The 24,980-nt window shown below is 71.1% G+C and carries 23 protein-coding genes; 15 read left to right on the plus strand and 8 right to left on the minus strand.

The window, feature by feature from the left end:
• Positions 1 to 50: 50 nt before the first annotated feature.
• On the minus strand, positions 51 to 1,073 hold the full coding sequence (locus AB0M39_RS04640; protein WP_365360099.1) for a GNAT family N-acetyltransferase: 1,023 nt from the start codon (positions 1,071 to 1,073) through the stop codon (positions 51 to 53).
• Entirely contained in the window at positions 1,070 to 1,834 is a 765-nt protein-coding gene (locus AB0M39_RS04645) for a phosphatidylserine decarboxylase (protein WP_365360101.1), read from the minus strand. The genes AB0M39_RS04640 and AB0M39_RS04645 overlap by 4 nt, the downstream gene beginning before the upstream one ends.
• Positions 1,835 to 2,142: 308 nt before the next feature.
• On the opposite strand from AB0M39_RS04645, the gene AB0M39_RS04650 reads away from it, so the two are divergent.
• The 8 genes from AB0M39_RS04650 to AB0M39_RS04685 all read left to right on the plus strand — a co-directional run bounded on the left by AB0M39_RS04650 (position 2,143) and on the right by AB0M39_RS04685 (position 11,984).
• A complete protein-coding gene (locus AB0M39_RS04650) occupies positions 2,143 to 2,880 on the plus strand; it encodes a phosphatidylserine decarboxylase (protein WP_365360103.1) in 738 nt (245 codons plus the stop codon).
• 13 nt (positions 2,881 to 2,893) lie between these two features.
• On the plus strand, positions 2,894 to 3,862 hold the full coding sequence (locus AB0M39_RS04655) for an arginine deiminase-related protein (protein ID WP_365360105.1): 969 nt from the start codon (positions 2,894 to 2,896) through the stop codon (positions 3,860 to 3,862).
• A gap of 96 nt (positions 3,863 to 3,958) precedes the next feature.
• Positions 3,959 to 5,008: a hypothetical protein gene (locus tag AB0M39_RS04660; protein WP_365360107.1), complete on the plus strand. Its 1,050-nt coding sequence runs from the start codon at positions 3,959 to 3,961 to the stop codon at positions 5,006 to 5,008.
• Positions 5,005 to 6,045 (plus strand): SDR family oxidoreductase, encoded by a 1,041-nt coding sequence (locus tag AB0M39_RS04665; RefSeq protein WP_365360109.1) that lies wholly within the window; start codon positions 5,005 to 5,007, stop codon positions 6,043 to 6,045. Before AB0M39_RS04660 ends, AB0M39_RS04665 begins: the two co-directional genes overlap by 4 nt.
• Positions 6,042 to 7,847, plus strand: a complete 1,806-nt coding sequence (locus AB0M39_RS04670; protein WP_365360111.1) for an aminotransferase class I/II-fold pyridoxal phosphate-dependent enzyme — start codon at positions 6,042 to 6,044, stop codon at positions 7,845 to 7,847. The genes AB0M39_RS04665 and AB0M39_RS04670 overlap by 4 nt, the downstream gene beginning before the upstream one ends.
• 20 nt (positions 7,848 to 7,867) lie before the next feature.
• The gene (locus AB0M39_RS04675; RefSeq protein ID WP_365360113.1) at positions 7,868 to 9,535 is read left to right on the plus strand and encodes a carbamoyltransferase C-terminal domain-containing protein; all 1,668 of its coding nucleotides are present in this window, start codon (positions 7,868 to 7,870) and stop codon (positions 9,533 to 9,535) included.
• Positions 9,532 to 10,860, plus strand: coding sequence for a glycosyltransferase family 2 protein (locus AB0M39_RS04680; RefSeq protein ID WP_365360115.1), 1,329 nt, complete (start codon positions 9,532 to 9,534; stop codon positions 10,858 to 10,860). Before AB0M39_RS04675 ends, AB0M39_RS04680 begins: the two co-directional genes overlap by 4 nt.
• 20 nt (positions 10,861 to 10,880) lie before the next feature.
• Positions 10,881 to 11,984: a 50S ribosomal protein L11 methyltransferase gene (locus AB0M39_RS04685; RefSeq protein ID WP_365360117.1), complete on the plus strand. Its 1,104-nt coding sequence runs from the start codon at positions 10,881 to 10,883 to the stop codon at positions 11,982 to 11,984.
• Between the two features lie 172 nt (positions 11,985 to 12,156).
• Here the strand turns inward: AB0M39_RS04685 and AB0M39_RS04690 are convergent, their stop codons facing one another.
• Both AB0M39_RS04690 and AB0M39_RS04695 read right to left on the minus strand, forming a co-directional pair.
• A complete protein-coding gene (locus AB0M39_RS04690; RefSeq protein WP_365360119.1) occupies positions 12,157 to 13,053 on the minus strand; it encodes a LuxR C-terminal-related transcriptional regulator in 897 nt (298 codons plus the stop codon).
• Positions 13,054 to 14,017: 964 nt separating this feature from the next.
• A complete protein-coding gene (locus tag AB0M39_RS04695; protein WP_365360121.1) occupies positions 14,018 to 14,899 on the minus strand; it encodes a LysR family transcriptional regulator in 882 nt (293 codons plus the stop codon).
• A gap of 68 nt (positions 14,900 to 14,967) precedes the next feature.
• On the opposite strand from AB0M39_RS04695, the gene AB0M39_RS04700 reads away from it, so the two are divergent.
• Together AB0M39_RS04700 and AB0M39_RS04705 are read left to right on the plus strand one after the other, a co-directional pair.
• Entirely contained in the window at positions 14,968 to 15,690 is a 723-nt protein-coding gene (locus tag AB0M39_RS04700) for a hypothetical protein (RefSeq protein WP_365360123.1), read from the plus strand.
• A 298-nt stretch (positions 15,691 to 15,988) separates the two neighbouring features.
• On the plus strand, positions 15,989 to 16,351 hold the full coding sequence (locus AB0M39_RS04705; RefSeq protein ID WP_365360125.1) for a hypothetical protein: 363 nt from the start codon (positions 15,989 to 15,991) through the stop codon (positions 16,349 to 16,351).
• Positions 16,352 to 16,450: 99 nt separating this feature from the next.
• Here the strand turns inward: AB0M39_RS04705 and AB0M39_RS04710 are convergent, their stop codons facing one another.
• The gene (locus AB0M39_RS04710; protein ID WP_365360127.1) at positions 16,451 to 17,065 is read right to left on the minus strand and encodes a dihydrofolate reductase family protein; all 615 of its coding nucleotides are present in this window, start codon (positions 17,063 to 17,065) and stop codon (positions 16,451 to 16,453) included.
• A gap of 228 nt (positions 17,066 to 17,293) precedes the next feature.
• Between AB0M39_RS04710 and AB0M39_RS04715 the strand changes: the two genes are divergently transcribed.
• Positions 17,294 to 17,860: a hypothetical protein gene (locus tag AB0M39_RS04715; RefSeq protein WP_365360129.1), complete on the plus strand. Its 567-nt coding sequence runs from the start codon at positions 17,294 to 17,296 to the stop codon at positions 17,858 to 17,860.
• On the opposite strand, the gene AB0M39_RS04720 is transcribed toward AB0M39_RS04715, so the two are convergent.
• Entirely contained in the window at positions 17,855 to 18,679 is an 825-nt protein-coding gene (locus AB0M39_RS04720) for an AraC family transcriptional regulator (RefSeq protein WP_365360131.1), read from the minus strand. The two genes, AB0M39_RS04715 and AB0M39_RS04720, sit on opposite strands and share 6 nt — an antisense overlap.
• 49 nt (positions 18,680 to 18,728) lie before the next feature.
• On the opposite strand from AB0M39_RS04720, the gene AB0M39_RS04725 reads away from it, so the two are divergent.
• A complete protein-coding gene (locus AB0M39_RS04725; RefSeq protein WP_365360133.1) occupies positions 18,729 to 19,184 on the plus strand; it encodes a DUF2000 domain-containing protein in 456 nt (151 codons plus the stop codon).
• 81 nt (positions 19,185 to 19,265) lie between these two features.
• On the opposite strand, the gene AB0M39_RS04730 is transcribed toward AB0M39_RS04725, so the two are convergent.
• On the minus strand, positions 19,266 to 19,862 hold the full coding sequence (locus tag AB0M39_RS04730; protein WP_365360209.1) for an XRE family transcriptional regulator: 597 nt from the start codon (positions 19,860 to 19,862) through the stop codon (positions 19,266 to 19,268).
• A gap of 281 nt (positions 19,863 to 20,143) precedes the next feature.
• Between AB0M39_RS04730 and AB0M39_RS04735 the strand changes: the two genes are divergently transcribed.
• Both AB0M39_RS04735 and AB0M39_RS04740 read left to right on the plus strand, forming a co-directional pair.
• Positions 20,144 to 20,362 carry a hypothetical protein gene (locus AB0M39_RS04735; RefSeq protein ID WP_365360135.1) on the plus strand — a complete coding sequence of 73 codons (219 nt, stop codon included), beginning with the start codon at positions 20,144 to 20,146 and terminating at the stop codon, positions 20,360 to 20,362.
• Between the two features lie 249 nt (positions 20,363 to 20,611).
• A complete protein-coding gene (locus AB0M39_RS04740) occupies positions 20,612 to 22,729 on the plus strand; it encodes a sulfatase (protein WP_365360137.1) in 2,118 nt (705 codons plus the stop codon).
• Between the two features lie 258 nt (positions 22,730 to 22,987).
• Here AB0M39_RS04740 and AB0M39_RS04745 read toward each other — a convergent pair whose 3' ends face one another.
• Positions 22,988 to 23,761 carry a CDP-alcohol phosphatidyltransferase family protein gene (locus AB0M39_RS04745; RefSeq protein WP_365360139.1) on the minus strand — a complete coding sequence of 258 codons (774 nt, stop codon included), beginning with the start codon at positions 23,759 to 23,761 and terminating at the stop codon, positions 22,988 to 22,990.
• A gap of 110 nt (positions 23,762 to 23,871) precedes the next feature.
• On the opposite strand from AB0M39_RS04745, the gene AB0M39_RS04750 reads away from it, so the two are divergent.
• The gene (locus AB0M39_RS04750) at positions 23,872 to 24,870 is read left to right on the plus strand and encodes a zinc-binding alcohol dehydrogenase (RefSeq protein WP_365360141.1); all 999 of its coding nucleotides are present in this window, start codon (positions 23,872 to 23,874) and stop codon (positions 24,868 to 24,870) included.
• The last annotated feature ends 110 nt before the right edge of the window (positions 24,871 to 24,980 follow it).

Consider the following 24,980-nt stretch of genomic DNA (forward strand, 5'->3'; position numbering starts at 1 on the left):
CCACCGGATCCGCTGCCCCGCGGCGGCCGGGCGACCGGCCTTCGCCGGAACTACCCCGCTGCTCCGTCGAGCGCGGACGTGCAGCAGACCCAGCATTCCCAGTAGTCGCGGTCCCAGTCGAACATGCCGGCCCGCTCGAAGACCTTGAGCGCGCCCGTGGGGTTGCCGGAGTCGACTGTGAAGCCCAGGTGGTCGTACCCCTCGCGGCGGGCGGCCTGGTCCACGGCCGCCGTCAGATGCCGGAAGAACCCGCGGCCCCGCCACCCGGGCGGAGTTCCCAGGTAGTTGATGCGCAGCTCGCGCTGCGTCGCTCCCTCGCTCTGCCACTCATTGGTCTGGGTCAGTACGTAGGAGACGATCGCGCCGGCGGGGTCGAGTACGAGGTACGAGAGACCCGGCTGGAAGAGGGGGTCGTTCTCGAAGTCCTGCTTCCACCGTTCCGGCGATACCGCTCCGTCCTCCCACTGGCCGTTGAAACTGGCGTTGTGCACCTCGCGGAGCCCCGCCATGTCGGCGGGCCGCACGGTGCGCAGAGCGAACCCCGAGGGCAGCTCCGGAATCTCCAGCGCGGCCACCTCGTCCAGCTGGCAGGACACCTCGTACCACCAGCGGGTGGCCTGGAACCCGTGCGCCTCGGCGAGCGAGCGCAGATCCGTGTTCTCCTCCAGCGACCACACGGCGGCCGACGACCGCCGGCCGCTGGACAGGGCCGCCTGCCGCTCTCGTGCTCGCCCGCAGGACCAGCGCATCAGCTGCGTGCCGATGCCCTGGCGCCGATGGCCGGGGGCGACGCCGCCTTCCAGGATCACGCGGTGGGCGCCGTTCGGGGCGAGCTTCGCGTGGACGACGGCGAATCCGGCCAGCACGCCGTCCGCGAAGACGCCGACGGAGTCGCTCACCGGGTCGAGCCGGCCGTCCAGCGCTGCCTCCAGGAACTCCTCCGGGTAGTAGTTGGCGCTCGCCCCGTCGGTCTTCTCCGACTCCTCCATCAGCTCGTGCCAGGCGTCGGCGTCGTCGGCCGTCAGCGACCTGGCGCGGTACCGAGGGGGCAACCGCAGGGCGGGCGTGCTCATGCCTGCTTCTCCTCTTCCCGTGCGGCGTCGGGGCCCGTGGGCTGGTGCGCGACGTGCACCAGCCGGTCGAGGCCGGCCTTCACGTGGTCCGACACCTGGTGCACCGGCGTCAGCCGGTAGCGGTCGGACAGCGGGATCACCAGGTCCACCTGGGAGCCGTACCGGATCTGGGAGAAGCGGGCGCCCTGCTGCACCGGGACGTTCTGCTGGAGCCGGAAGGGCGTGATGCAGCTGACGTCGTAGTCGGCGATCTGGAGCATCCGATAGGTCTCGCCGAGGGCCGGCGCGTAGACCCGGTTCACCATCCGCTGGTTGGGGCGCAGATAGCCGGCCGCCTCGGACAGGTCGATCTTCAGGTCGTACAGCAGACGGTTCTCCACGTTCAGCATCGGCCGGTTGTACGTGTGGATCGGCGGGAGCTCCCGGTAGGACAGCGTGCCGCGGTACGGGACCCGGTTGACGTGCACGTCGAAGAAGGTCATGAAGATCCCGATGACCAGGCTCTCCCGGTTGTACTCCGGCTCGCGCAGCGCGTCCCTCAGGCTGTACGACTCGCCCTTGATGTCGAGGATGGGCTCGTCCGGCTTCACGGTCCGCTGGTAGAGGATGACGCCGTCCGCGGGCGAGAAGAAGTACGAGGAGTCGACGGTGCGAGGCCGTCGCGGGTCGCGGAAGAAGTAGACGTCGGACAGCCATGCCGGCGACCGGTCGTCGAGCCGCAGAACCTCGTTCTCCACCCACTCTTCCAGTGACTGCGCCATGTCCCGACTTCCTGCCTCTTCACGGTGACGGCTGCGCGGAATGGGAAGTCGCCGCACAGGTTCGCGAGTACTCAACGTCAACCGGTTCTACCTGGCCGCCAGGTGCTCCGTCACCACCGATGGCACCTTGCTGCCAGGTCTTTGACTTCTGGTTCGGCGCCCAGCGAACGTGTTGGGACGGCAGGCGGATGCGCGGATTCTCGGGGCACGATCCCCGGATTCATTCCGGCCCGTTTCGCCGGCGACCCGGAACTCGCCGGGCTGATGGTGGACTTCTTCTTCCGCAGGGCGACCATGCGAAGGGCGATATGGCGCAGAGCATCGAAGAGTGGGTGGCGGCCGAGGTCTCAGACCTGAGCGACAAGTCGCCCCAATGGCTGGCGGAGAACCACTTCTTCCGCGACCCGCGACGGCCGCGATACGTCGATCCGCGGTTCTTCTACTCGCCGGCGGACGGCATCATTCTCTACCAGCGGAAAGTGAAGCCCAACGAGCAGCTCGTCGACATCAAGAGCGTCGACTACACGCTGCGGGAGGCGCTGAGGGATCCGGACTATCAGCACGAGAGCCTGGTCGTCGGCATTTTCATGACCTTCTTCGACGTGCACACCAACCGGATTCCGTACGGCGGCTATCTCAAGTACCGGCTGCTCGATCCGATCGCCACGTACAACCTGCCGATGATCGCCATGGAGAACGCGATACTCGACGATCTCCGTATCGATCTGAGCACCGCGGCGTATCTGCGGCAGAACCAGCGGATGGTCTCCACGGTCCACTCGCCGCGGCTCGGCGGCAATTACCACATGCTCCAGATCGCCGACTACGACGTGGACTGCATTCTGCCCTACCGGCTGAAGCAGAACTCGGCGTACCGGCAGGGGGAGCGGTTCTCGCAGATCAGATACGGCTCGCAGGTGGAGCTGGTCGTGCCCCTGTCCGACCGGTACGAGCTGGAGGTTCTGCAACCCGACGGCTGGCATGTCAAGGCAGGGCTCGACCCGCTGATCCGCGTGCACCACAAGGGAACGGACGGCTTCAAGTGATGATGGAGGACATGTGACGGACACAGCAGGCACGTCGACGGCGGCCTTGGCGCCCACGTCGGAGATCGCCAACCCGAGCCATCTGGAATACCCCGCGTTTCTGGTCAACGCGCCGTTCTCGCTGTCGGCGGAAGTGCCCAACAACGTGTGGATGGAGGAACTCGCCGAGGACGACCGCGAGATCAACCGCAGCCGCGCGATGGTGCAGTTCCTCGAGGTCTTCTCGGTGCTGAGCGCCGGCGCACTGGTCTATGTGCTGCCGACGCCGCGCACGACGGGACTCCAGGACCTCGTCTATGTGGCGAACCTGGGAATCGTGCCGACGCATCTGCCGAACGTGCGCGACGTGATCATCTCGAATTTCACCTCGGAGCCGCGGCGCGGGGAGACCCAGGTGGGCGTCGACTTCTTCCGTCAGATGGGATACGAGCCCAAAGTCTCCCCGTTCAAGTTCGAGGGCGAGGCCGATCTCAAGCATCTGCACGACAACGTCTACATCGGCGGCTACGGGCAGCGGTCGCAGCGCGAGGCCTACGAGTGGATGGAGCGCGAATACGACATGCGCGTGGTCAAGGTCGAGATGGCCGACCCGCACCTGTACCACCTGGACTGCAGCGTATTCCCCATCACCGAGCACGCCACGCTGGTGCACACCGCCGCGTACAGCAAGTCGGACCTCGCCGAGATGGAGAAGCACACCGAGGTCATCGACGTTCCCGAGGCGGCCGCCTACTCCGGTATCTGCAATTCGGTGCGGTCCGGAAAGACCATCGTCAACTCCTCGTGTCTGGCGGACCTTAAGGCCGGAACCGACGCCTATCAGGAAGAGAAGGCGAAGCTGGACACGCTGGAGCGGATCGCCGGCCAGCAGGGCTTCGAAGTCGTCCTGGTGAACATCGACGAGTACTTCAAGAGCGGCGCACTGCTCTCCTGCATGGTCATGCACCTCAACCGGTTCTCCTATGGGCTCGCGCTGATGTGACGCGCTGACGCCGGTGCGGCGCGCGCACCGGGCCGCCCACCACGGAGGAGTTATGGAATCGAACATCAAGCGAGGCAACGGTGAGATGCGATGGCCGTGACGACCACAGCCGCCCTCCCCGACCATAGGGCGCTGCTGAGCGACGCCACCGCGGCGGCCGCCCTCCGGGGCGCCGGGCCGCAGCGGGTGCTGGTCGTCGTGCCGACCAAGGGCCGCCCGGAACGCGTGCGCCGCCAGGTCGCGGTCCTGCCCGCCGACTACGACGTGGCGGTGCTCGCGACCGCGCCGGAGGACCTGCCCTCCGACCTGTCCGAGCGCCCGGGTCTGATGCGGCGGACGGGCCCGTACCCGAACGTGGGCCGGTCCTTCGGAACTCCTCACCCCGATCTGTCGGCCAAGCGCAACGTCGGCCTGGCGATGGGGAGGTCGGGCGGCTACCAGGCGGTGGTGTTCATCGACGACGACGTCGAGGTGACCGCCGCCGACCTGGAGGCGATGGTGGCGGCGCTCGGCCGGTACACCGTGGTGGCGCGGCCCTCCGTAGGAGTCGCCGACCACTCGATGCTCTACAAGGTGATGGGCCACGCCGGCCTCGTCGCGCCCTTCATATCGGGCAGCTGTCTGGCCGCCCGGACGACGTACGACGGCGTCTTCCCGGACATCTACAACGAGGACTGGTTCTTCATGTGGCCCGCGCTGTGCCGCCACGAGATCGGGCGGCTCGGCGACGTGCGCCAGGTGGAGGTCGCCGCGGGCGCCGGCGGCAGCGGCCTGCGGGCCGCGGCGGAGGAGGTCGGCGACGTACTGGCCGAGGGATTCCTGAGGTGCCTGCACGAACTGCCCGCCGTCTCCTGGGCGGAGGAGGCGGAGCGGACGCTGCGGACGGAGCAGTTCTGGTCCGGCGCCCTGCACCGGCGCCACTTCCTCTACGAGCTGGCCTACACCGTCCTCGACCGATTCCCCGGGTCCGACCGCGAGGCGATGACCGACAGCCTGCGGGCCGGGCACAGCAGCCTGTCGGAGCTGGACCCGCGGGAGCTCGCGGACATCGCGGCAGAGCTCTGCGCGGGCCCGGCGCACACCTTCGGCGACGGAGACGTCGCGCGCGCGGCGGCGAGCGCGATGAGCGAGCGGGTGAGGTCATGAGGATTCTGCTGACAGGCGCGCTCGGCTATATCGGCCAGGTCGTCGGACCGAGTCTGCAGCACGCGGGCCACGAGGTGACGTCGCTCGACATCGGGCTGTTCCAGGACCGCGCGGCCGGCGGCGACCGCCCCGAGGGCCATCTGTTCCTGGACGTCCGCGATGTCACCGTCACCGATCTGATCGGCTTCGACTGCGTGGTGCACCTCGCGGGCCTGTCCAACGACGCGTGCGCCAACCTCCAGCCGGAGGCGGCCCACTCCGTCAACGAGATGGCCGCCGGCCGGCTGGCCGCCACCGCGAAGCAGGCGGGCGTGCGGAGCTTCGTCTTCGCCTCGAGCTGCAGTGTGTACGGGCGGGCCGACCAGGCCCGCGCGGAGCACGACGAGCCGTCGCCGCTGAGCCGCTACGCACAGACCAAGCTCGGCGCCGAGCAGCGCATCCTGGCCCACCACGGCGGCGGCTTCCAGCCGGTGGTGCTGCGGCTGGGCACGGTGTACGGGCCCTCGCCCAGCCTCCGCACCGACCTGGTGGTCAACCGCATGGCCGCCTGCGGGGTCTTCGACCGGAAGGTGGTCGTGCACGGCGACGGGCTGCAGCGGCGCCCGATGGTGCACGTACGGGAGATCGCGACGGCGATCGAGGGAGTCCTCGCCGCGCTCCCGCAGGCCGCCGGCGAGATATTCAACGTGGCCGGCGAGCACGGCGCGGTGCAGATGAAGGACATCGCCGCGCATATGACCGACCTGCTGGACGTGCCGGTGGTCAGCGAGGCCGTTATGACCGACGCCCGCGACTACATCGTGGACAGCCGCAAGCTGCGCGCGCTGGGAATCCGCCTGGACGAGGACTTCGGCGCCGCCGTCGCGGCGACCGTGCAGCACATCGGCAGCCGCTTCGCGTCCCTGGACGAGGCGCTGGGAGCGCCCCAGAACCGGGCGGCCGCCGTCATGACGCTGGTGGGCGAGGGCGCCGTGGACGCCGGACTGCGCTGGCACGCCGAGAAGCAGTACCGAACGATGAGGGAGACGGCCCGATGACACGATTCGACTCGCTGGTGAGCGTGCTGCTCAGCAGCTCGGGACGGCCGCACCTGCTGGCCGAGAGGGCGATCCCCTCGGTCCTCGCGCAGAGCTATCCCCACTGGGAGCTCATCGTCGTGAACACCGTTCCCGACGGCGGGCGCACGGCGCGGGCAGTCGCCTCCTTCGGCGACTCGCGTATCCGCTGCCGCGAGGCGTTCCCCGACGAGTCCGCCCCGGCGGACGGCGGCGTGGGCGGCCAAGGCGCCGCGGCGGCGCTCGCCGCGGGCAGGCGGCTGGCGGAGGAGGAGGCGAGGGGCGAGGTCCTGGCCCTGCTCGACGAGGAGTGCGCGTTCCTGCCGAACCACCTCGACGACTGCATCGCCGCGCTGACCAGCACCGACGCGGACCTGGTGTACGGCAGGGTGCGCACGCTCGACCCGAACCTGGGGCGCGAGGGGACGGTGTACCTGGACTGGGAGTCCCCCCAGACCCGGGAGCGGTTCGGCCGGGAGCCGGTCTTCTCCGCCTGCTCGGCCGCCTACCGGGCGGCCTGGCGCGAGACCGCCGTCCCCGAGGGCGCCGGCGCCGACCCCGACCACGCGAAGTTCCTCGCCATGCGCGAGGCCGGCGCCCGCTTCACGAGCATCGCCGCGGAGCAGGCCGTCGACCACGCCGGGGCCAACGCGCGCCGTATCCAGGTCTCCCTGCCGAGCCTGCCGCCCGTCGAGGAGCTGCACGCCGCGGTCGACCGGATCGCGGAGACCCACTACGTCTCCAACTTCGGTCCCTACAGCCGCGAGCTGGAGAGCGTGCTCGCGCAGTACCTGGGCGTCGGCAACGTCATCGCCACCGCCAGCGGGGACACCGCGCTGGGCATGGCGTTCACCGCCGTACAGCGCGCCAACCCGGGGCGCCGCGAGGTGGTGGTCCCCAGCTACACCTTCCCCTCCACCGTGAACGCGATCCTGCGCGCCGGACTCGAGCCGGTCTTCTGCGACGTCGACCCGGTCTCGCTCGGCCTCACGCCGGAGCTGGCGGAGCGCCGGATCGGCCCGGCGACCGCGGCGATCGTGCCGGTGCACTCGCACGGCATCCCCGCGGACATGCCGGCGCTGGAGAAGCTCGCGGAGCGGCACGGCGTCATGCTCGTCAGCGACGCGGCCGCGGCCCTCGGGGCGAGCCTCGACGGCCGCAAGGTCGGCTCCTTCGGCGACATGGAGGTGTTCAGCCTCAGCGGCACCAAGGTGCTCACCAGCGGCGAGGGCGGCGCCATCGCGGTCCGCGACGACGAGCTGGCGCGGCAGCTGAGGGAGTTGGGGCGCTACGGCCTCGGGGAGAACTACGAGTGCGTCGACGCCGGCGGCGTCAACGGCCGGATGCCCGAGCTGGCGGCGGCCATGGCGCTGGCCGGAATGCGCCGGCTGGACTCCTGGCTGACCCGCCGCCGCGACTCGGCGGCGCTCTACCGCAAGCTGCTGGACACGGGCAGGGGACTGCGGGTGATCGGACCCGTCGACGGCCGGTCGGAGCCCACCTGGAAGGACATCTCCGTGCTGACGCCCTCGGTCGAGGTGACCGAGCAGCTCGTCGCGAGGCTGGCGGCGTACCGGGTGGAGACCAGACCGTACTACCGGCCGCTGCACCGGATGCGCGCCTACGCGCAGCTGCCCGCCGAGGACCTGCCCGTCACCGAGCAGATAGCCGACCGGCTGATCAGCGTCCCGATCTCGAACGAGATCCCGGACAGCACGGTCCGCCTCGTCGCCGGGATCCTGCTCGCCGAGTTCGGCGAGCTGACCGGCCAGAACCTCATCTGAACCGCGGAGGAGTCACGTCCATGGGAGTCCACGTAGGGCTGTACGACGACCACAATGCCGGCTTCGCCGCCGTGGATGAGCAGGGCGTCGTCGGATACACCGAGTTCGAGCGCATCACCCGCATCAAGAACCAGGAGGGCTGGCTGCCGGAGCTGGTCGGCGCCTGCTTCGACCGGCTGCCGCTGGACCGCCTCGAGTCGGTCACCGCGCCCCGCCCCGAGCTGGTGAAGGAGCTGCTCGCGGAGCGCTACGGCGCGGTGCGCAGCGGCCCCGCCACCATGACGCTGGACGGCCGTACCGTGCGCGTCATACCGCAGCCCGATCTGCACGGCTACTTCCATGTGCTCGCCGCGACCACGCTGCCGCTGGCCGGGCCCGGGGTCTACCTCTCGATCGTCTTCGACGCGGAGCAGCCCCGCTTCGGCTGGATCGACCTGCGCACGCCGCTTGAGACGCCGCGTCCCGTGGAGCTGACTCCGGTGTCCTCGGAGCGGTGGTTCAACGGGGCGGTGTTCGGCGACCTGTTCGGCCGGATCTTCTACGGCTCGGGGGACCTGAGCAACTGCGGCAAGCTCATGGGCCTCTCGGCCTGGGGCTCGGCGAAGCTGAAGCATGTGCGCGAGCTGGAGCGCGTCGCCCAGGAGTCCTTCGACCCCTCGGTGGAGACCTGGAACGGCTACTGCCTCGGCTCCGCCGACGAGGCGCTGGCCGCCGTCGAGGAGTACCTCGGCGTCTCGCCCCGCGCCCATGAGCTCTCCGCGACGCTCGACCTGGCGGCCTCCGCGCAGGAGCTGTTCACCCACCACTTCATCGAGCAGGTGAAGGAGGGCGTGGCACGGACCCGCAAGGCGATCCGGGCCGCCGGCGTCCACGACGAGCCGGTGGGAGTGATCTACGGCGGCGGCTGCGCCCTGTCCGTGGTGTCCAACCGGGACGTACGGGAGGTCGCCGGGCTGCCGGTGTTCATCCCGCCCTTCGCCCACGACGCCTCGCAGTTCGTCGGCGGCGCGGTGTGGGCCGGCCTCAAGTCGGGGATGCGGTGGCCCGGCGGAGTCGGCTGGTCCGGGGTGCCGGAGCACACCGAGGACCATGTCAGCGTGGCCGGCGCGGCGCAGGCGGGCTACGAGACCTCCCCCGCCACGCCCGCGGAGGTCGCCCGCATCATCGCGTCGGGCGGTCTGGTGGCGCTGGCCAGGGGCGGCGCCGAGGCCGGTCCCCGGGCGCTCGGCCACCGGTCGCTGCTGGCCAGGGCGAACGACCCGGCGATGCGCGACCGGCTCAACGACCACGTCAAGAAGCGCGAGTGGTACCGGCCGTTCGCACCGCTGCTGCCGCGCGAGGAGTTCCCGCGCTACTTCGGCGAGGAGGCGTCCCCGGCGTCCCGGTACATGCTGGACTCCTACCGCGTCCGGCCGGAGTTCCGCGGCCGGCTGACGTCGGTGACCGGCCCGGACGGGGTCGCCAGGCCCCAGTGCGTCGACCCGGACGGCGACCCGTTCCTGTACGAGGTCTGCCAGGAGCTCGGCAAGCTCTGCGGGGACCCCGTGCTCCTGAACACCAGCCTGAACGCACCGGGTCGCACCATCGCCCACGACCTCGGCCAGGTCGTCGAGGACGTGGTCGAGCTCGGCCTGGACGCCCTGGTGGTCGACGGCTCGTTCGTCGACCTGAAGGACCGCGCCCGATGAACGCCGCGCCCCTGCCTGGACCGGACGTCGTCCTGACCGTCTGCCGGGACGAGGAGGACGCCATCGAGGCCTTCGTCCGGTTCCACCTGGACATGGGCTTCGACGCGGTCTACGTCGTGGACAACGGGAGCAAGGACCGCACGGTCGAGATCCTCCTGGCGCTGGCGGACGAGGGACTGCCGCTGCATCTGAGGTTCGACCACCGCGTGGGCTACGACCGGTATCTCACCGAGCACTACCACTGGGCCGGGGAGCACTCCGGCGCGCGCTGGCTGTTCTTCCTGGACGTCGACGAGTACGTGCACTTCCCCTCCGGCGCGAAGCGTCTGCTGGACCTTGTCGAGCCCCGGTTCAACCTGATCAGGCTGCCGCAGCGGCAGATGTTCCAGGACACGCTGGAGGCGGACGGGGGCCCGTACTCCTTCCTCCGCGCCACGACGGGCTCCGTCGGCTTCGGCGACGAGCCCAGCAAGGCAGTCAGCCGCTACGCCGCCGGCGCCAAGGTGTACGGAGGCAAGCACCGGATCGATGTGCCCGGGGCCTGCGAGACGTCTCCCCCGGACCTGTTCATCCGGCATTTCAAGTACCGCAGCGAGCGGCAGGCCCGGACGAAGGAGGTCAACCGCGTCGCCAGCGAGCAGGTGTTCACCGACGAGGACCTGCGGGAGCTGTCCGCCTTCGACACGACGGAGACCAGGAACTGGATCGAGGAGAGCAGGCAGCTCGCCGCGGCCGAGCACTGGCGCACCTGGTTCTCCCCTCAGTGGCCCACGACGTACGACGATGTGCTGGCGCGCTGGGCGAACGCCCGGACCGGCGCCCCGGCGCCCGCGTTCCCCGGGGGCGAGGACGGCCATCCCGTGCCGGCGGAGCGGCTGCTGCTGCACGAGACCCTGCGCAGAGCCGCGGGCGCGGACGGCGAGCTGAGGCTGCATCTGCGGGGCGGATCGGCGCGGTTGCGCGAGCGGCTGGCCGGCGAGCCGGACCTCGTGCTCTGCGACCAGGAGAAGGCCGACGGCATCCTGCTCGCCGCACCCGATCCGGCGGCGATCGACGACGTCGTCGCGATCGGGCTCCAGGACCGGCGCGACACCCGCTGGATCCTCACCGCGGCGCCGCACCCCGAGCAGGACGCCCTGGTGGCGGCGGTGCGCCGGGCCGGCATGCACGCCGCGGTCTTCGGCCCCGACTACTACGGGCCGCAGCAGCTGCGCCGGTGCGGCGCTCCGCAGGACGCCGCGGTGCTCAGCGTCGTCCCCCACCCCCACGGGCGCACGGAGAACGGCGTGCTCGCCGGTGCCGGCCCCGCGACCGACGAAGACTGAAGCGAGGAGAAGAAGCACCGATGGCTGACGAGGAACTGACGAAGCTGCGGGTCGGCACGGAGGACCTGGTTCTGCGGACCGGCTACTCCGTCCGGGAGGAGGGCATAGGGATCTTCCCGAGCGAGGGCGAGTACCCGGTCTACAACGACGACACGTACGACGCGATGAACGACGACATGTGGTGCGACGCCGCCTACATGGAGGCCATCGAGCGGTATGTGCCGGGCCGCGTGGTACTCGACGTCGGCACCGGCCGGGACGCCAACTGGGCCGTCGCGGCGGCCCGCGCGGGCGCGAAGAAGGTGTACGCGGTCGAGGTGCTGCCGGAGTGGGCCGAGGCCGCGGCGAAGACGGTCGAGGAGGCCGGGCTGAGCGACATCATCACCGTCGTGACCGGCAGCTCGAAGGAGATCGATCTGCCGGAGAAGATCGATGTGTGCGTGTCCGAGATCATCGGCACGATCGGCGGGTCCGAGGGCGCCGCCGCGTCCATCCGGGACGCACGGCAGCGCTTCATGGACGACGCCGGGATCTCCATTCCGCACCGCTGCACCACCGGCATCGCCGGCGCCTCGCTGGCCGGGCACTTCCCGGACGGCATCGTGCTGGACCCGCACGGCGTGGAGACGGCCGAGCGCATCTTCGCCGCGGTCGGGCACCCCTTCGACGTCCGCCTCAGCCTGGACGGGCCGGTGCTGGAGACCCTGGTGACCGAGACCTCCGAGGTGGAGGACCTCGCCTTCAACGGCGATCTGGCCACCGAGGGCGAGAGCGGCGTCAGCCTCGCGGTCACCCGCGACGACGTGCTGACGGGACTGGTCCTGTGGCCGCTGCTCCAGGCCCGCAAGGACGGGGTGGCTCTGGACGCGCTGCGCATGGACACCAGCTGGCTGCCGCTGTACGCCCCGCTGTTCCTCGGCGGCGTCGAGGTGCGCCAAGGCGACGTGCTCGACCTGGTCTTCCGCTGGCAGCTCAGCGACGACCTGCGGCACCCCGACTACGAGATCGCCGGCACGGTACGGCGGGAGGGCAGGGACGACGTCCCGTTCGCGTGGCACTCGCCCCACCACGCCCCGGTGTTCCGCGAGGACGACACGTATCGGTGGCTGTTCCCCGAGCAGTGAGGCGCGGCGCGGACGGGGCAGGGGGAGGCGCGTGCGGGCAGGCCGACTGGGCAGGCCCGCACGCGACTCCCGGCGGCGGCGTCTCGCGGCGGCGCGCGGCGTTCAGCGGCGGCGGCGCGCGACGTTCAGCGGCGGCGGCTCGGGCGGCTCAGCGGTGGGCGGCGCGGGTTGCTCAGCCGAGCCACCCGAGGCGGTGGGCGGCCGCGCCCGCCTGGAACCGGCTCTCCACGCCGAGCTTGCTCATGATGTCCGCGACATGCCGCCGGTAGGTACGGAGCGAGATGTTGAGCGTGCGCGCTCCCGCGCTGTCGGTCAGTCCGCCGCTCATCAGGCGCAGTATCTCCCGGTGCCTGTTGTGGAGCACGGTGGTGGCCGTGGCGCTCAGCGGAACGGCGGGCTGCCACATGGAGCCGAAGACGGAACGCATGTTGCTGACCACCACGGGGTTGCGGATCAGCATCGTTCCGCCGCACGGATTCTGCTGGTCGGCGGGCACCAGGGCGATGCGCCGGTCGAGGATGACGAGCCAGCCGGGAACCCGGGCCGACACTCTCACCTCCGCCTCCACGGACCGCTCGGCCGGGGCGGCCTCCACGCCCTGCCTCCTGCTCGGCGCCCGGCTCAGAATTCCGCTGTCGTACAGCAGCCGCGCATGGAAACCGGGATGCTTCTGGGGGAAGCGGAATCCGGATCGCGGATCGTCGGGACGAATGGTTCCGGGGAGGTCCGGAACCATCATCAGGAGTTCGCGGTCGGCCATCCGGGCATACTTCTCGATCAGTTCGCCCATGCTTTGGGGGAGCCGGGCCATATCGCTGCCCAGCAGGGGCCCCCGCGGCGCGGGCACGGTAACGGACGGTGTTTCCGAACGGCCTTGCAGCGCGCGCACCGGGCTGCGCAGCCCGGTGCGCACCGAAGCGGCCAATGCGCGTTCTTCGGCGTTCTCTGGGGCGACCGCCGCTTCTCTCGGGATGCCCCGGCGCAGCGAGAATACGGGGGACGACGGGTCATAGGAGCTCAGGAGTGCCGCAAGGACGAGTCCGGCGGTTAACGGCAGTTGCAACAGCATCGTTGTGGAGTTCCCCTCATACGCTGCGTAATTTCAGGGACGACAGATCGGTCAGCGACGGATGCACGGCCGCCGCGGACGCACGCCGCCCCCCGGACGGCATGCGTCGACGGAACGTCGCCACCCTGGCCCGGGCCGGCTGGACGGCCGGTACCGAGATAGGGGGCGACGCGAGGGAGTCTGACGCGGAGGGCGGCCGGACCGGCCCGGCTTCCCGTGGGGCCGACGCCGGCCACAGCTGTGGCGAAGGCGAGGGTGGGGGGCCGCAGGGGGGTCGGTGGTCATCCGGCCGGCGCCCTGTCCGCGATCAGCGGCGCTTCATCTGTGGCACGCCCTGCAGAGTGACGCGGGTCTCAGCGTCGCAGCGAGAGAATCCCGCCTGCGCGGCCGTGCGGCTCGGATTCGACATTCTGGCCAAGTTGACATGCTTCCCCCATTGCACAGGCATATGAAAGGGAGAGCGCATCCAGAGCACTCCACGGACCGCAGCCCGGAACGTGTCTATCTCCGTGCGGCGGCCGCAGAATTCCCGAGAATCAGTCGAATTCCCGCCAGGTTTCGCGGCTGGTCAGGCCACGACGCCTTTTTCATACGCAGTGCCGTAAATACCTTGTGGAACCTCACAGACGCACCGCTCGCACAGTCCGGTGCACCCAGGTACAGCGGTGATCCAATCTATAACCCTTCCAGGGCGACTGCAATGCCCGAGCCCCCTGGTAGGCCCTTACTCCCGAATCACCGGCCGTGGAGCCAGCGACGGGGAGCCGGTGGTGGTGAATGTCACACCGCGGCTGCCGGTTCCGGGGAATCAAGGGAAACACGCGGTTAATTGAGAGTTGTTCGCGGCGTAGCCATGCGCTCACGTTCTGATTCCGGAGCGGCGGATTCCCAACGGAGCCTGAACCACGGCGCACAGGGCGGGCCGGTCCACCGCGGTGGACCGGCCACGAGCACATGCGCTGGATCACTGATCGGTCAGAAGGCCGGCCAACTGCCGGGCCGTTTCCGTGGGGCCGGCGGGGTGGACGACCTCGACGCGGTGGATCAGGCGCGGCACCTGGACCGGGACCGCCGTGACGGCGGGGAGCGTGGCGGCCAGCGAGAGAGGGAGGACCGCGAGACCGTGGCCGGCTGCGGCGAGCGCGGCGAGGCCGTTGAGGTCGGTTCCGCGGTGGCGGACGCGCGGGCGGAATCCGTCGGCGCGGCAGACCTCGCGCAGCCGGTCGAGGGGAACGGCCGTGTCGGGGGCGTCGATCCACTGCGCCTGCGCCAGGTCGGCCAGCCGGACCGAGTCGCGCCGCGCCAAGGGGTGGCTGTCGGGGAAGAGCACCGCCAAGGGCTCCTCGCCCGCGGCGAGGGTGACCGTGGGGCCGAGGTCCGGCAGGGGCAGGGGGTCGCTGGGGGCGGTCGCGCCGTCGACGAGGCCGAGGTCGGCGCGGGCGGTGAGCACCTCCTCGATCACCGCTTCCCGCCCCAGGACGCATACTTCGAGGTCCAGACGGGTCGTCGACCGCAGGCGGGCGAGCGTCTGCGCGACGGCCGCGCCGAGGGCGGCGGGCGAGCAGGCGAGCGTCAGCCGGGCCGTGTGGGCGTGGTGCAGGCGGGCGACGTCGGCGCGGGCGGCGTCCAGGCGCAGCAGCAGCGCGGGCACGTGTTCCATCAGTCGCGCGCCCGCCGGCGTGGGCGCCACCGGCCGGCGCTCGACCAGCCGCGCGCCCAGATCGGCTTCGAGGGCGGCGATGTGCTGGGAGACGGCGGACTGCGTGTAGCCGAGGGCCGACGCGGCCGCGGAGAAGGAGCGGTGGTCGAGGACCGCGACGAGGGTACGCAGCAGATGCGGATCCATTGGCATCAGTATCGCTGATACAGCGTGCAGGGATCATCGTTGGACCTGATGCCCGATGGCTCAGCAGGATGGCCGACATGAACCACGCCGCCGCACGCATCGCCCTGGTCGGGGACCGGTCCGACGCCGTCCGCTCCCACGCCCGCGTCCCCTCCCTGCTCGAAGCACTGCGTCAGCGCGACGGGCTGGACCTGGACGCCTACTGGATCCCCTCCGAGGACGCCGGCCAGGGCATGGAGGGCTTCGACGCGGTCTGGGTCCTGCCCGGCAGCCCGTACCGCAGCGAGAGCGGCGTCCTGGCGGCGATCCGCGCCGCGCGCGAGGGAGGCATTCCCTTCCTGGGAACCTGCGGCGGCTTCCAGCACGCCCTGCTGGAGTTCGCCCGCGACGTCTGCGGCCTGGACCGCGCCGGCCACGCCGAGAACGACCCGGCGACCGCCCACGAGGACGCCGTGGTCGTCCCGCTCGCCTGCTCGCTGGCCGGCCACGAAGGCGCCGTCCGCATCGCCCCCGGCTCCCTCGCCGCCCGCCTGCTCGGCGCGGACCGCACCCAGGCGCGCTACCACTGCGACTACGGGCCCAACCCCGACCACGTGGACCTCCTGCGGGCACACGGCCTGAGGTTCACCGGCGCCGACGAGTCCGGCGAGGTCCGTATCGCCGAACTGCCCGCCCACCCCTTCTTCCTGGCCACGCTCTTCCAGCCCGAACTCGACGGCGACGGCGCCCGCGCCCACCCCCTGATCGCCGGCCTCGCCTCGGCCGCGGTCGACCACGCCCGCGCCCGATGAGCCCCGCCTCGACGCCGACCTCGGCACGCACCCTGTTCCGCGCCTGGCTGCGGGCTTGCGCAGTGCCGGACGCGCAGGCCGGCAGCCCTCTGGCGCCCGCTCCGGACGCGGCGCTCGTCGCCGCGCGCGTCGGCGGCACTTCCGCCCGGCCCAACGGCCCGTCTTCCTCTGGACAGTTGCGCTGAGGCTGATCGGCGACCGCGGCCGCACGCGTACCGCCTGCTACCGCCTCGTACCGCAGGCGAATCCCGGGGGTTACGCTCGGCCGGACCGCAGCGCACTCCGGGGGGAGACCGGTATGGACACGCCCACACCGCCTGGCCGAGGAGGCCTTCTGGGCTTCGGGGGCGCGGTGGTCGCCGCCGTATGCGTCACCGTGTGGTGGGGGGTCGTCGGGCTGGCCACCGAGGACTTCGGGAGCGACTGCCTCTTCTACTTCGGCGAGAGCGGGACGCGAGCCGACCACTGCCACCGGGTCAACGACCGCGCGGAGGCATGGCTGCCCTGGCTGACGGCCTGCGCGTGGGCCGGTGCGGTGCTGAGCGTCGTCCTGCCGCGACGGCTCCCGCCGTGGCGACGTGCCGCCGCGGGCGCCGCCGTCGTCGCTCTGGCCGTCGGCGTGGCGGTCGGGACGCACGCCATAGCCGTCTCGACGCCCTGACGGAGGACGGAGCCGGGTCCGCGAGCCCTTCCACGACGAAGGCCCAGGCACGCGACCTGGGCCCTGTCTCGCAGCTGAGCTGCGACGCCGACCGCTCTCCTACTGCTCCGCCTGGGGCAGGTTGGCCTTGGCCTCCTCGTAGCCCGCGTCGCCGGCCGACTCGGCCGGGGTGTAGACCAGGTTCAGCACGCCCGTCTGGAACGTCTCGCACGACACCAGCTTCAGCGAAATCGGGGTCTCCCCCTCGTCGAACAGCCGCATGCCCTTGCGGTCGGCGATCGGGTGCACCAGGAGCTGCAGCTCGTCCAGGAGGCCGGCGGCCAGCAGTTGGCGTACGACGGAGACCGAGCCGCTCAGGCCGATGTTCCCGCCCGGCTCGTTCTTGAGGGCGGTCACGAACGCGACGAGGTCGCCCTCGAGCTGCTCGGAGTTCCGCCAGGTGAACGCGAGCTTCTGGTGCGATACGACGATCTTGCGCGCGTCGCCGAGCGTCTTGGCGAAGCCGGCGTCCTCCTCTCCGGCCGCCTCGCGCTCCGGCCACGCTCCGGCGAAGCTGTCGTAGGTCTTGCGCCCGAACAGGACGGTGTCGGCCTGCCCGAGGGACGCGCCCACGGCGGCGCCCATCTCGTCGTTGAAGTACGGGAAGTGCCACTGGTCAGGCGCCTCCACGACCCCGTCGAGCGAGATGAACAGGCCAGCGGTGATCTTCCTCATGATGTCCTCCAACAAGCGGTAGCCGGTGAGCTCTCTGTCTCTCTGTCTCTCTGTCCTGTCAGACCATGAGTGCCAGAAAAACTCATCGGCGTCACGGCCATCGATCGCGCGGGGCGGGATGGGGCCCGAGCGGCGGAGCGGTCGCAGGGGACGGCGGGGATTGTCAGTGTGAGCCGCTAGCGTCCTCATTTCGCCGCTTCGCACGCCGAACACCCGCAAGGAGTAAGCATGTCCACGCCTGCCCCCCTTGAGTTCGTCTCCGTCGACTGTCCCGTACGCGCGCCGGTGACCAAGATCGGCGGGCAGCCCGTGTGGCTGGAGGAGCCGCAGTGGCCGCTCTCGCGGAAGACCGGCGAGCCCATGCAGTTCCTGGGGCAGTTCGCGCTCGACGGGGGCCGCATCGCCTATCTGTTCATGACAGACGTGCAGGTGGAGTACGTCGACGGCACCTGGGAGCCCGACGGCGGCGAGAACGCGCTCCTGATCCAGCCGGGCGGGCGGATACCGGACTCCGTGACCGTCCGGGCGCAGGCCGAGGGCCCCACGGCGGGCGCGGACCACCTGCCGTCCATAGGCGCCCCCGGCGCCGAGGGCAGCGTCTTTCAGTTCCTCGGCGGTCCCGGTGTCGAGCCTTACTGGCTTCAGGGCGAGGAGGAGCCGGGCGAGGGCTGGCGGCTCGTGGTGCAGCTGACGGACGGGCTGCCGTTCTACGTCAACTTCGGCGACGCCGGGGTCGGTTACGCCTTCGTCTCGCCGGACGGCAAGGAGGGGCGCTTCCTCTGGCAGTGCTCATGACGGGTGCGGGCGACGGAAGCCCTCTCCGCCCCCGCGCGCGTACTGCCCCGGGGCGATGCCCACATGGCGTTTGAAGTGGCGGCTGAGGTGCGACTGGTCGTAGAAGCCGGCCGCCGTCGCCACCTCTGCGGGCTGGCGGCCGTCGAGCAGCAGCCGGCGGGCGCGGTCCACCCGGCGGGCCATCAGATACTGGTGCGGGGCGATGCCGAAGGCGCTGCTGAACGCGCGCACCAGGTGTGTGGGGTGGGCGTGGACCAGGGCGGCGGCCTCGTCCAGGGTCACTCCCTGGAGCAACCGTTCGTCGAGGAGCTCCCGCAGGGTGCGGGCCACCGCGTGGTCGGGCCGTGGCGGGCCCGTGACCAGGCGGGGCTGGAGGTGGCCGCGCAGGCGTTCGCCGATCAGGGCGAGACGGCTCTCCGCCTCCAGTTCGTCGCCCGGGCGCGCCAGAGCCTGGTGCAGCTGTCCGACGCGCCGGCGCAGGACGGGGTCGACGAGGTCGGGGCGGTCCACGGCCGCGGCGATGAAGCTCTCGTCCAGCTGGGTCAGGTCCAGGTAGAGCACCCGCTTGCGGAACCCCTGCGGGGTGGCGGGCGCGCCGTTGTGCGGGACCTGCGGCGGGAGCAGGGACACCGTGTCGTGCGGGATGGCGTGCTCGTGGCGGCCGAGTTCGTAGCGGACCGCGCCGTCGTCGACGATCAGCAGGGCCCAGGCGTCGTGGACGTGCATGGGGTACGCGTGCTCCGTGAAGTGCGCGTGGAAGACCTCCACGACACCCGCGACCTGCGGGCGCCAGGCGGTGATCTCCTGCCGAGCGGCCATGCAAAGAACGTACAAGACCGCACGGCGGGGCGGTCGGCACGCTGAAGGCATGACGACGGAGAGCACGACCGAGGGCACGACCGAGGGCACGACCGTACGCTTCGACACCAAGATCGCTGTTCTGCTGCGCGAGGACCTGGAGCCCTGGCAGCGGCTGAACGTGACCGCGTTCCTGGTCAGCGGCCTCGGATCGGCGCTCCCCGAGGTGATCGGCGAACCGTACGCGGACGCCGACGGCACCGCCTACCTGCCGATGTTCCGCCAGCCCGTCCTCGTCTTCCAGGGCCCGAAGGAGACGCTGACCACGGCACACGGCCGCGCCCTGTCCCGCTCGCTCCCCCTGTCGGTGTTCACCTCCGACCTCTTCGCCACCGGCAACGACCAGGACAACCGCGCGGCGGTCCGGTCGACGCCGAGGGCCCAGCTGGACCTGGTGGGCCTGGCGGTATACGGCCCGCGCAACGCGGTGGACAAGGTGCTCAAGGGCGCGCGGATGCATCCCTGAGGGTCGGCGGGGCGGAGCGGCGGGCGATCAGCACGACGACGGCCGGGACCTCGCCGACCAGCGCGACGGGTTCGACCGCCTCTAGCGGAGCGGGATGGGCCTTCCCCGGGTCCACAGCTCCTCGGCGTGCTCGGCGAACCGGTCGAACATGCCACGGTCGCCCAGCCTGCGCAGATGGAGCAGGGGCGAGTCGTGGCCGACGAGCGTGGCCAGGTGCGGAGTGACGAGCGCTTCGTCGTCGAAGCGGAACACCGACAGCGACACATGGTTCACAGCGTCCTCGGCGCTGCTGAACCGAGCTTCCAGACCGCCGTCCGAGACCCCGAGGCGTCCCAGGCGTTCCAGTTGCTCAAGCGTGATCCTCACGCGTGTGGAGACGCTCAGGGCGACGTCCTCGATCGCCTCGCGCTGACGGGTCACCTCTCCTTCGGGATCCCCGAGGAGAAAGCGGACGCGGCACCCTGAATCGATCTTCCGACGAAGGGTGTCCGCGAAGGCCGGCTGTTCGAGCCAGACGAAGTAGTTCGTGTATCCCGCCAGCAGAATCTGGTCCGTAGCGCCCTCGGTCAGCTCGCCCCACACGGTCGACGGACAGGCCGACCTGTACGGGTACGCCTGAATGATTTCGCGGTCGTGTCCTGACTTCACGCGCTCCTGTACAGCCTTCGGCCAGATCATCTCTTCGTCCACCTTCAGCGCCCGGCACGCGTCGACACGGTTCCTTGCATGGGGTACTAACTCGGCGTCGGCCAGCCATCGCTCCACGGTCTTCGGCGCGACTCCGACGCGTGCGGCGAGCTTGCGTGGCGTGAGCCGCGCGTCCGCTATAGCCGAACGGAGAGCGACGTTCAAGGCTTCCCCCAGCGACATTTGGGCCTTCTCGCACCGTAGCGGCACACGGTGCGACTGTCCCCGATGGGGCGGGGATACGTCCGAAAAGGGCGCGCATTCTCGCCACCATGAGCAACCCGAAGAGCACGAAGACCACGATGAACCAGCCCCTCAGCGTTCCCCTCCCCCTGGAGCCGCCACGCCCCGCCAAGGGCTGCGACGTCTGCGCCGCCCTGGCCGAGCAGCGGCAGGCGGCCAGGGACAGGGGCGACTACTCGCTGGCGACGGACGCGTCCGTCGAGATCCGCAACCACCCCCATCGCACACATCCGCATACCCGCCCTTGAGCACCGGCGACGGCGTGCCTTCGGCGGCCGCGTAGAGTGCGGGCCCACTGCCGACGGGGTGGGCCTCGAAACCGTGGGGGCGAGGGGGTCGGCGCCACGTCGTCGCAGCTCCCCGGCTCGCTTCGGGCGCGGCGGGCGCGTACGGCGTTGAACCGAAGCCGCGCGCGAACCGTACTGGTATCGGCGGCTGCGGCCTCCCGAGTCTGCTCCGCCGAGTCACCGCCGGGCTTCGCACGGAAGGAACTTCGGGTGTCGCTCAGGACGCGCTCTCATCAGCCGCCGCCGAAAAGGGACAACGCCATCACAGAGAAGGACCTGCCGCCCGACGACTCCCCGGAGCCGGAGCCCATACCCGACGCCTCCGCGGAGGACGTCGTCGAAGGCGAGAAGTCAGGCGAGAAGTCAGGCGACAAGACGGACGAGACGTCGGGCGAGAAGTCGGGCGAGAACACCGCCTCGGACGAAGCCGACGAAGCCGTGGTCGCTCACGAAACCGACGGAGCCGTGGTTTCCCACGAAGCTGAACACGACGATCCGGCGGATCGCCTCGATCCCGCCGCGCACGCCGACGAACCGGACCCCGCCGGCACCGTCCCCGACCCCGCCGCGCACGCCGACGAACCGGGCCCCGCCCGCACCGCCCCCGACCCCGCCGCGCACGCCGACGAACCCGACCCCGCCCGCATCGCCCCCGACCCCGGCTGGCGCGGGCGGCGGCCCGTTCTCGCGCGGGCCGTCGCGCACACGACCACCGGTCTCGCCGCCGTGCTCGTCTTCTTCGCCCTCCTCCTGCCCAATCACCTCACCCGCCTGACGCCCGGCGCGTTCGTGCGCATCCCCGTCGAGGCGATATTCGGCGCCGTCCTGCTGCTCGTCCTGCCGCCCAGGGCCAGGCGGGCGGCGGCTGTGCTCGCAGGCGCCGGGCTCGGGCTGCTCACCATCCTGAAGTTCCTCGACATGGGCTTCTACTCCGTGCTCAACCGGCCCTTCGACGTCATCCTCGACTGGATCCTGTTCGACGACGCCGAGGCGTTCCTCAGGGACTCCGTCGGCCCGGCCGGCGCGCTCGGCGCCGTGGTCGGGGTCGTCCTCCTGGTCGTCGCCCTGCTCGTCCTCATGGCGCTCGCCGTCGTACGCCTGAGCCGCGTCGCGGCCGAGCACAGCGCCCGAACGACCCGTGGCGCCCTGGTGCTCGGGACCGTGTGGATCACCTGCACCGCGCTCGGCCTGCAGATCGGCGGCACGCCGCTCGCCTCGGAGGTCACCGCCAGGTTCGTCGAGGCCCGTGCGGAGCAGGTGAACGCGAGCCTCAAGGACCACCAGAAGTTCGCCGAGGAGGCGTCCGTCGACGCCTTCCGCGACGTTCCACCCGACCAGCTGCTGACCGGACTGCGCGGCAAGAACGTCATGTTCGTCTTCATCGAGAGCTACGGCCGCAGCGCCATCGAGGACCCGGGCATCGCACCGGGGGTCGACAAGGTGCTCGCGGACGGCAACGAGCGGCTGCGCGCGGCCGGGTTCTCCGCCAAGAGCGGCTTCCTCGGCTCGCCGACGAGCGGCGGCGGCAGCTGGCTGGCCCACTCGACCTTCGCGTCCGGCCTGTGGATAAAGAACCAGCAGCGCTACCGCACCCTCACCTCGAGCGACCGGCTGACCCTCACCAGCGCCTTCAAGCGCACCGACGCCTGGCGGACGGTCGGCGTCATGCCCGGCGTCACCCGGTCCTGGCCGGAGGGGAAGTTCTACGGGCTCGACAACGTCTACGACTCCCGCACGCTCGGCTACCAGGGCCCCAAGTTCAGCTGGACCCCCGTCCCCGACCAGTACAGCCTGTCCGCCTTCGAGCGGCTCGAGCACGGCAAGCCGGGCCACAAGCCCCTGATGGCGGAGATCATCCTCGCCTCCAGCCACAACCCCTGGGCGCCCCTGCCCAAGATGATCGGCTGGGACGAGGTCGGCGACGGCTCGGTCTACGACGGCATCAAGGAAGAGGGCAAGGACCCCAAGGAAGTGTGGAAGGACCCCGACCAGGTGCGCACCGAGTACGGGAACGCCATCCAGTACTCGCTCAACAGCCTCGTCTCCTACGTGGAGAAGTACGGCGACGACGACACCGTCCTCGTCTTCCTCGGCGACCATCAGCCCGTGCCCACGGTCACCCAAGGCGACTTCGGCCGGGACGTTCCGATCTCGATCGTCTCCCGCGACAAGGCAGTGCTGGACCGGGTCTCCGACTGGGGCTGGGAGGCCGGTCTGAAGCCGAGCCCGAAGGCGCCGGTCTGGCGGATGGACTCCTTCCGCGACCGCTTCCTGACCGCGTACGGGCCGAAGCCCGGCGCCTCCCCGGCTCCCGCTCAGGCTCCCTAGCAGGCGACGTAAGCCGGCTCCCCCGATCGCCGCCCGGACGGTTCTCCCGTCCGGGCGGCGGCGCGTGCGGCTGGGGCAGAGGCCGATGCGCGAGGCCGATGCGCCCCGAGACCAGCAGCGGTCACGGCAGCAGTCGGACACCAGGGCAACAGCCAGTACAGCGGCCAGGGCAGCAGTTAGGGCAGCAGTTAGGGGCGGAGGCGACCGATGTCGCCTCCGCCCCTCCCCCCGCCCCGGACGCCCCGCCGGGTAGTCGGGTCAGACCGGTGAGACCCTCTCGCGCTCCGCCCTGCGCACCGCCGCCGGAGCCGTCGCGCCGTCGCTCACCCTGACGCGCCACAGCCACCTGATGTCCCGGCCGAAGGACCAGACGAGCAGCGCCAGCGCCGCCAGCACCGCCGTGTACGCCGCCGGGCTCGGCATGATCCCCGCCGAGGCCGCCAGCAGGACGATGCCCTGCATCGCGGCCACGGTCTTACGGGCCATGCTCGGCGGCAGCGGCCCGTTCAGCCACGGCAGCACCCGTGCCGCCGCGACGAAGGCGTACCGCATGGCGCCGATCAGCAGCACCCAAGGGCCCAGCGACAGCGCGACGTAGACGCTGAGCACCAGGATCAGGAACGCGTCGGCCTCCATGTCGAAGCGCGCGCCCAGCGCGGACTCCGAACCGGTGCGGCGGGCGACCTGGCCGTCGACCGCGTCGAGGACCAGCGCCACCGTCGTGAGCCCGACCAGCAGGCCGACCGGCTGCGGGCTCACGAACGCGTCCGCGACCAGCGCGGTCACCCCTCCGACGAGCGTCGTACGGGCCATGGTGACGCCGTTGGCGGGGCCGAAGGGCCTGGGCCACGTACGGCGCAGGGCACGTGTCAGCAGCGCCCAGGTCGCGGCCGTGAACGCCAGACCTGCCAGCCATCCCGCCGTTCCCAGTCCGATCGCCGTGCCGACGAGGACGAGCAGGAGTGTCTGCGCCGCCGCGCCCGCCGTCTCCGGACGCAGGAGCCTCACATCGCATATGTCGCTCAGGGCCACCGAGCACCCTCCGGCCTGTGTGAAAGAGTCGTCGAGGGCCGCGCAGCGTGTGCACGGCCTCGTGAGTAACAAACGTGGGCCGTCACCCGAGCGTTCAGCAGAGGATGTCGATGAGGCGAGATGCGCGGGCCTTCTGGCTCAAGTCCCCAGGTCAGAGCGAGGTACGGGACGTAGTCCTGCCGGAGCCCGGCGACGACGACGTCGTGGTGCGCACGCTGTTCTCCGGTGTGAGCCGCGGCACGGAGAGCCTGGTCTTCCGCGGGGGCGTGCCGCAGAGCCAGCACACCGCGATGCGGGCCCCGTTCCAGGACGGCGAGTTCCCCGGGCCGGTCAAGTACGGCTATCTCAGCGTCGGCGTCGTCGAGGAGGGGCCGCAGCGCCTGACCGGCCGTACGGTCTTCTGCCTCTACCCGCACCAGAGCCGGTACGTCGTCCCTGCGAGCGCCGTGACCCCCGTGCCGGACGCCGTCCCCGCGGAGCGGGCCGTGCTGGCCGGCGCCGTGGAGACGGCGGTGAACGCCCTGTGGGACGCGGCGCCGCTGATCGGCGACCGGATCGCCGTCGTCGGCGCGGGGATGATCGGCTGCTCCGTGGCCGCCCTCCTCGCCCGGTACCCCGGCGTCCGCGTCCAGCTCGTCGACTCCGAGCCCGCCCGCGCGGACCTCGCCAAGGCGCTCGGCGTCGACTTCGCGCTCCCCGAGGACGCTTTGGGCGACTGCGACCTCGCCGTCCACGCCAGCGCCTCCGAGGCCGGGCTCGCGCGCTCCCTGGAGCTGCTCGCGCCGGAGGGCACGGCCCTGGAGCTCAGCTGGTACGGCGACCGCCGGATCAGCCTGCCGCTGGGCGAGGCGTTCCACTCCGGCCGGCTGGTCCTGCGCGGCAGCCAGGTCGGGAGGGTGTCGCCGGCGCGGCGCTCCAGCCGTACGTACGCCGACCGGCTCGCGCTCTCGCTCGACCTGCTCGCCGACCCCGCCCTCGACGCCCTGATCACGGGCGAGTGCGCCTTCGAGGAGCTGCCGTCGGTGATGCCGAAGATCGCCTCCGGCGAGCTTCCCGGGCTCTGCCACCGGGTGCGGTACGACGCGCGGGGCGGTGCCGGGACCGTCTGAGCGACGGCTGGGACCGTCTGAGCGGCGAGGACCGAGACGCCGTCGCTGCCGATGCGGGCACCGTACTTGGCCGTCGCGGGTACCGTACTTCGCCGCCGATGCGGGCACCG

It is taken from the genome of Streptomyces sp. NPDC051907, from assembly GCF_040681075.1.
GTDB lineage: Bacteria > Actinomycetota > Actinomycetes > Streptomycetales > Streptomycetaceae > Streptomyces.

What these genes read in the sequence shown, in the direction of transcription:
- AB0M39_RS04640 (WP_365360099.1), bottom strand. Translation starts at nt 1,073, where the DNA reads ATGAGCACGCCCGCCCTGCGGTTGCCCCCTCGGTACCGCGCCAGGTCG.
- AB0M39_RS04645 (WP_365360101.1), bottom strand. Translation starts at nt 1,834, where the DNA reads ATGGCGCAGTCACTGGAAGAGTGGGTGGAGAACGAGGTTCTGCGGCTC.
- AB0M39_RS04650 (WP_365360103.1), top strand. Translation starts at nt 2,143, where the DNA reads ATGGCGCAGAGCATCGAAGAGTGGGTGGCGGCCGAGGTCTCAGACCTG.
- AB0M39_RS04665 (WP_365360109.1), top strand. Translation starts at nt 5,005, where the DNA reads ATGAGGATTCTGCTGACAGGCGCGCTCGGCTATATCGGCCAGGTCGTC.
- AB0M39_RS04670 (WP_365360111.1), top strand. Translation starts at nt 6,042, where the DNA reads ATGACACGATTCGACTCGCTGGTGAGCGTGCTGCTCAGCAGCTCGGGA.
- AB0M39_RS04675 (WP_365360113.1), top strand. Translation starts at nt 7,868, where the DNA reads ATGGGAGTCCACGTAGGGCTGTACGACGACCACAATGCCGGCTTCGCC.
- AB0M39_RS04680 (WP_365360115.1), top strand. Translation starts at nt 9,532, where the DNA reads ATGAACGCCGCGCCCCTGCCTGGACCGGACGTCGTCCTGACCGTCTGC.
- AB0M39_RS04685 (WP_365360117.1), top strand. Translation starts at nt 10,881, where the DNA reads ATGGCTGACGAGGAACTGACGAAGCTGCGGGTCGGCACGGAGGACCTG.
- AB0M39_RS04690 (WP_365360119.1), bottom strand. Translation starts at nt 13,053, where the DNA reads ATGCTGTTGCAACTGCCGTTAACCGCCGGACTCGTCCTTGCGGCACTC.
- AB0M39_RS04695 (WP_365360121.1), bottom strand. Translation starts at nt 14,899, where the DNA reads ATGGATCCGCATCTGCTGCGTACCCTCGTCGCGGTCCTCGACCACCGC.
- AB0M39_RS04700 (WP_365360123.1), top strand. Translation starts at nt 14,968, where the DNA reads ATGGCCGACATGAACCACGCCGCCGCACGCATCGCCCTGGTCGGGGAC.
- AB0M39_RS04705 (WP_365360125.1), top strand. Translation starts at nt 15,989, where the DNA reads ATGGACACGCCCACACCGCCTGGCCGAGGAGGCCTTCTGGGCTTCGGG.
- AB0M39_RS04710 (WP_365360127.1), bottom strand. Translation starts at nt 17,065, where the DNA reads ATGAGGAAGATCACCGCTGGCCTGTTCATCTCGCTCGACGGGGTCGTG.
- AB0M39_RS04715 (WP_365360129.1), top strand. Translation starts at nt 17,294, where the DNA reads ATGTCCACGCCTGCCCCCCTTGAGTTCGTCTCCGTCGACTGTCCCGTA.
- AB0M39_RS04720 (WP_365360131.1), bottom strand. Translation starts at nt 18,679, where the DNA reads ATGGCCGCTCGGCAGGAGATCACCGCCTGGCGCCCGCAGGTCGCGGGT.
- AB0M39_RS04725 (WP_365360133.1), top strand. Translation starts at nt 18,729, where the DNA reads ATGACGACGGAGAGCACGACCGAGGGCACGACCGAGGGCACGACCGTA.
- AB0M39_RS04730 (WP_365360209.1), bottom strand. Translation starts at nt 19,862, where the DNA reads ATGATCTGGCCGAAGGCTGTACAGGAGCGCGTGAAGTCAGGACACGAC.
- AB0M39_RS04735 (WP_365360135.1), top strand. Translation starts at nt 20,144, where the DNA reads ATGAGCAACCCGAAGAGCACGAAGACCACGATGAACCAGCCCCTCAGC.
- AB0M39_RS04750 (WP_365360141.1), top strand. Translation starts at nt 23,872, where the DNA reads ATGAGGCGAGATGCGCGGGCCTTCTGGCTCAAGTCCCCAGGTCAGAGC.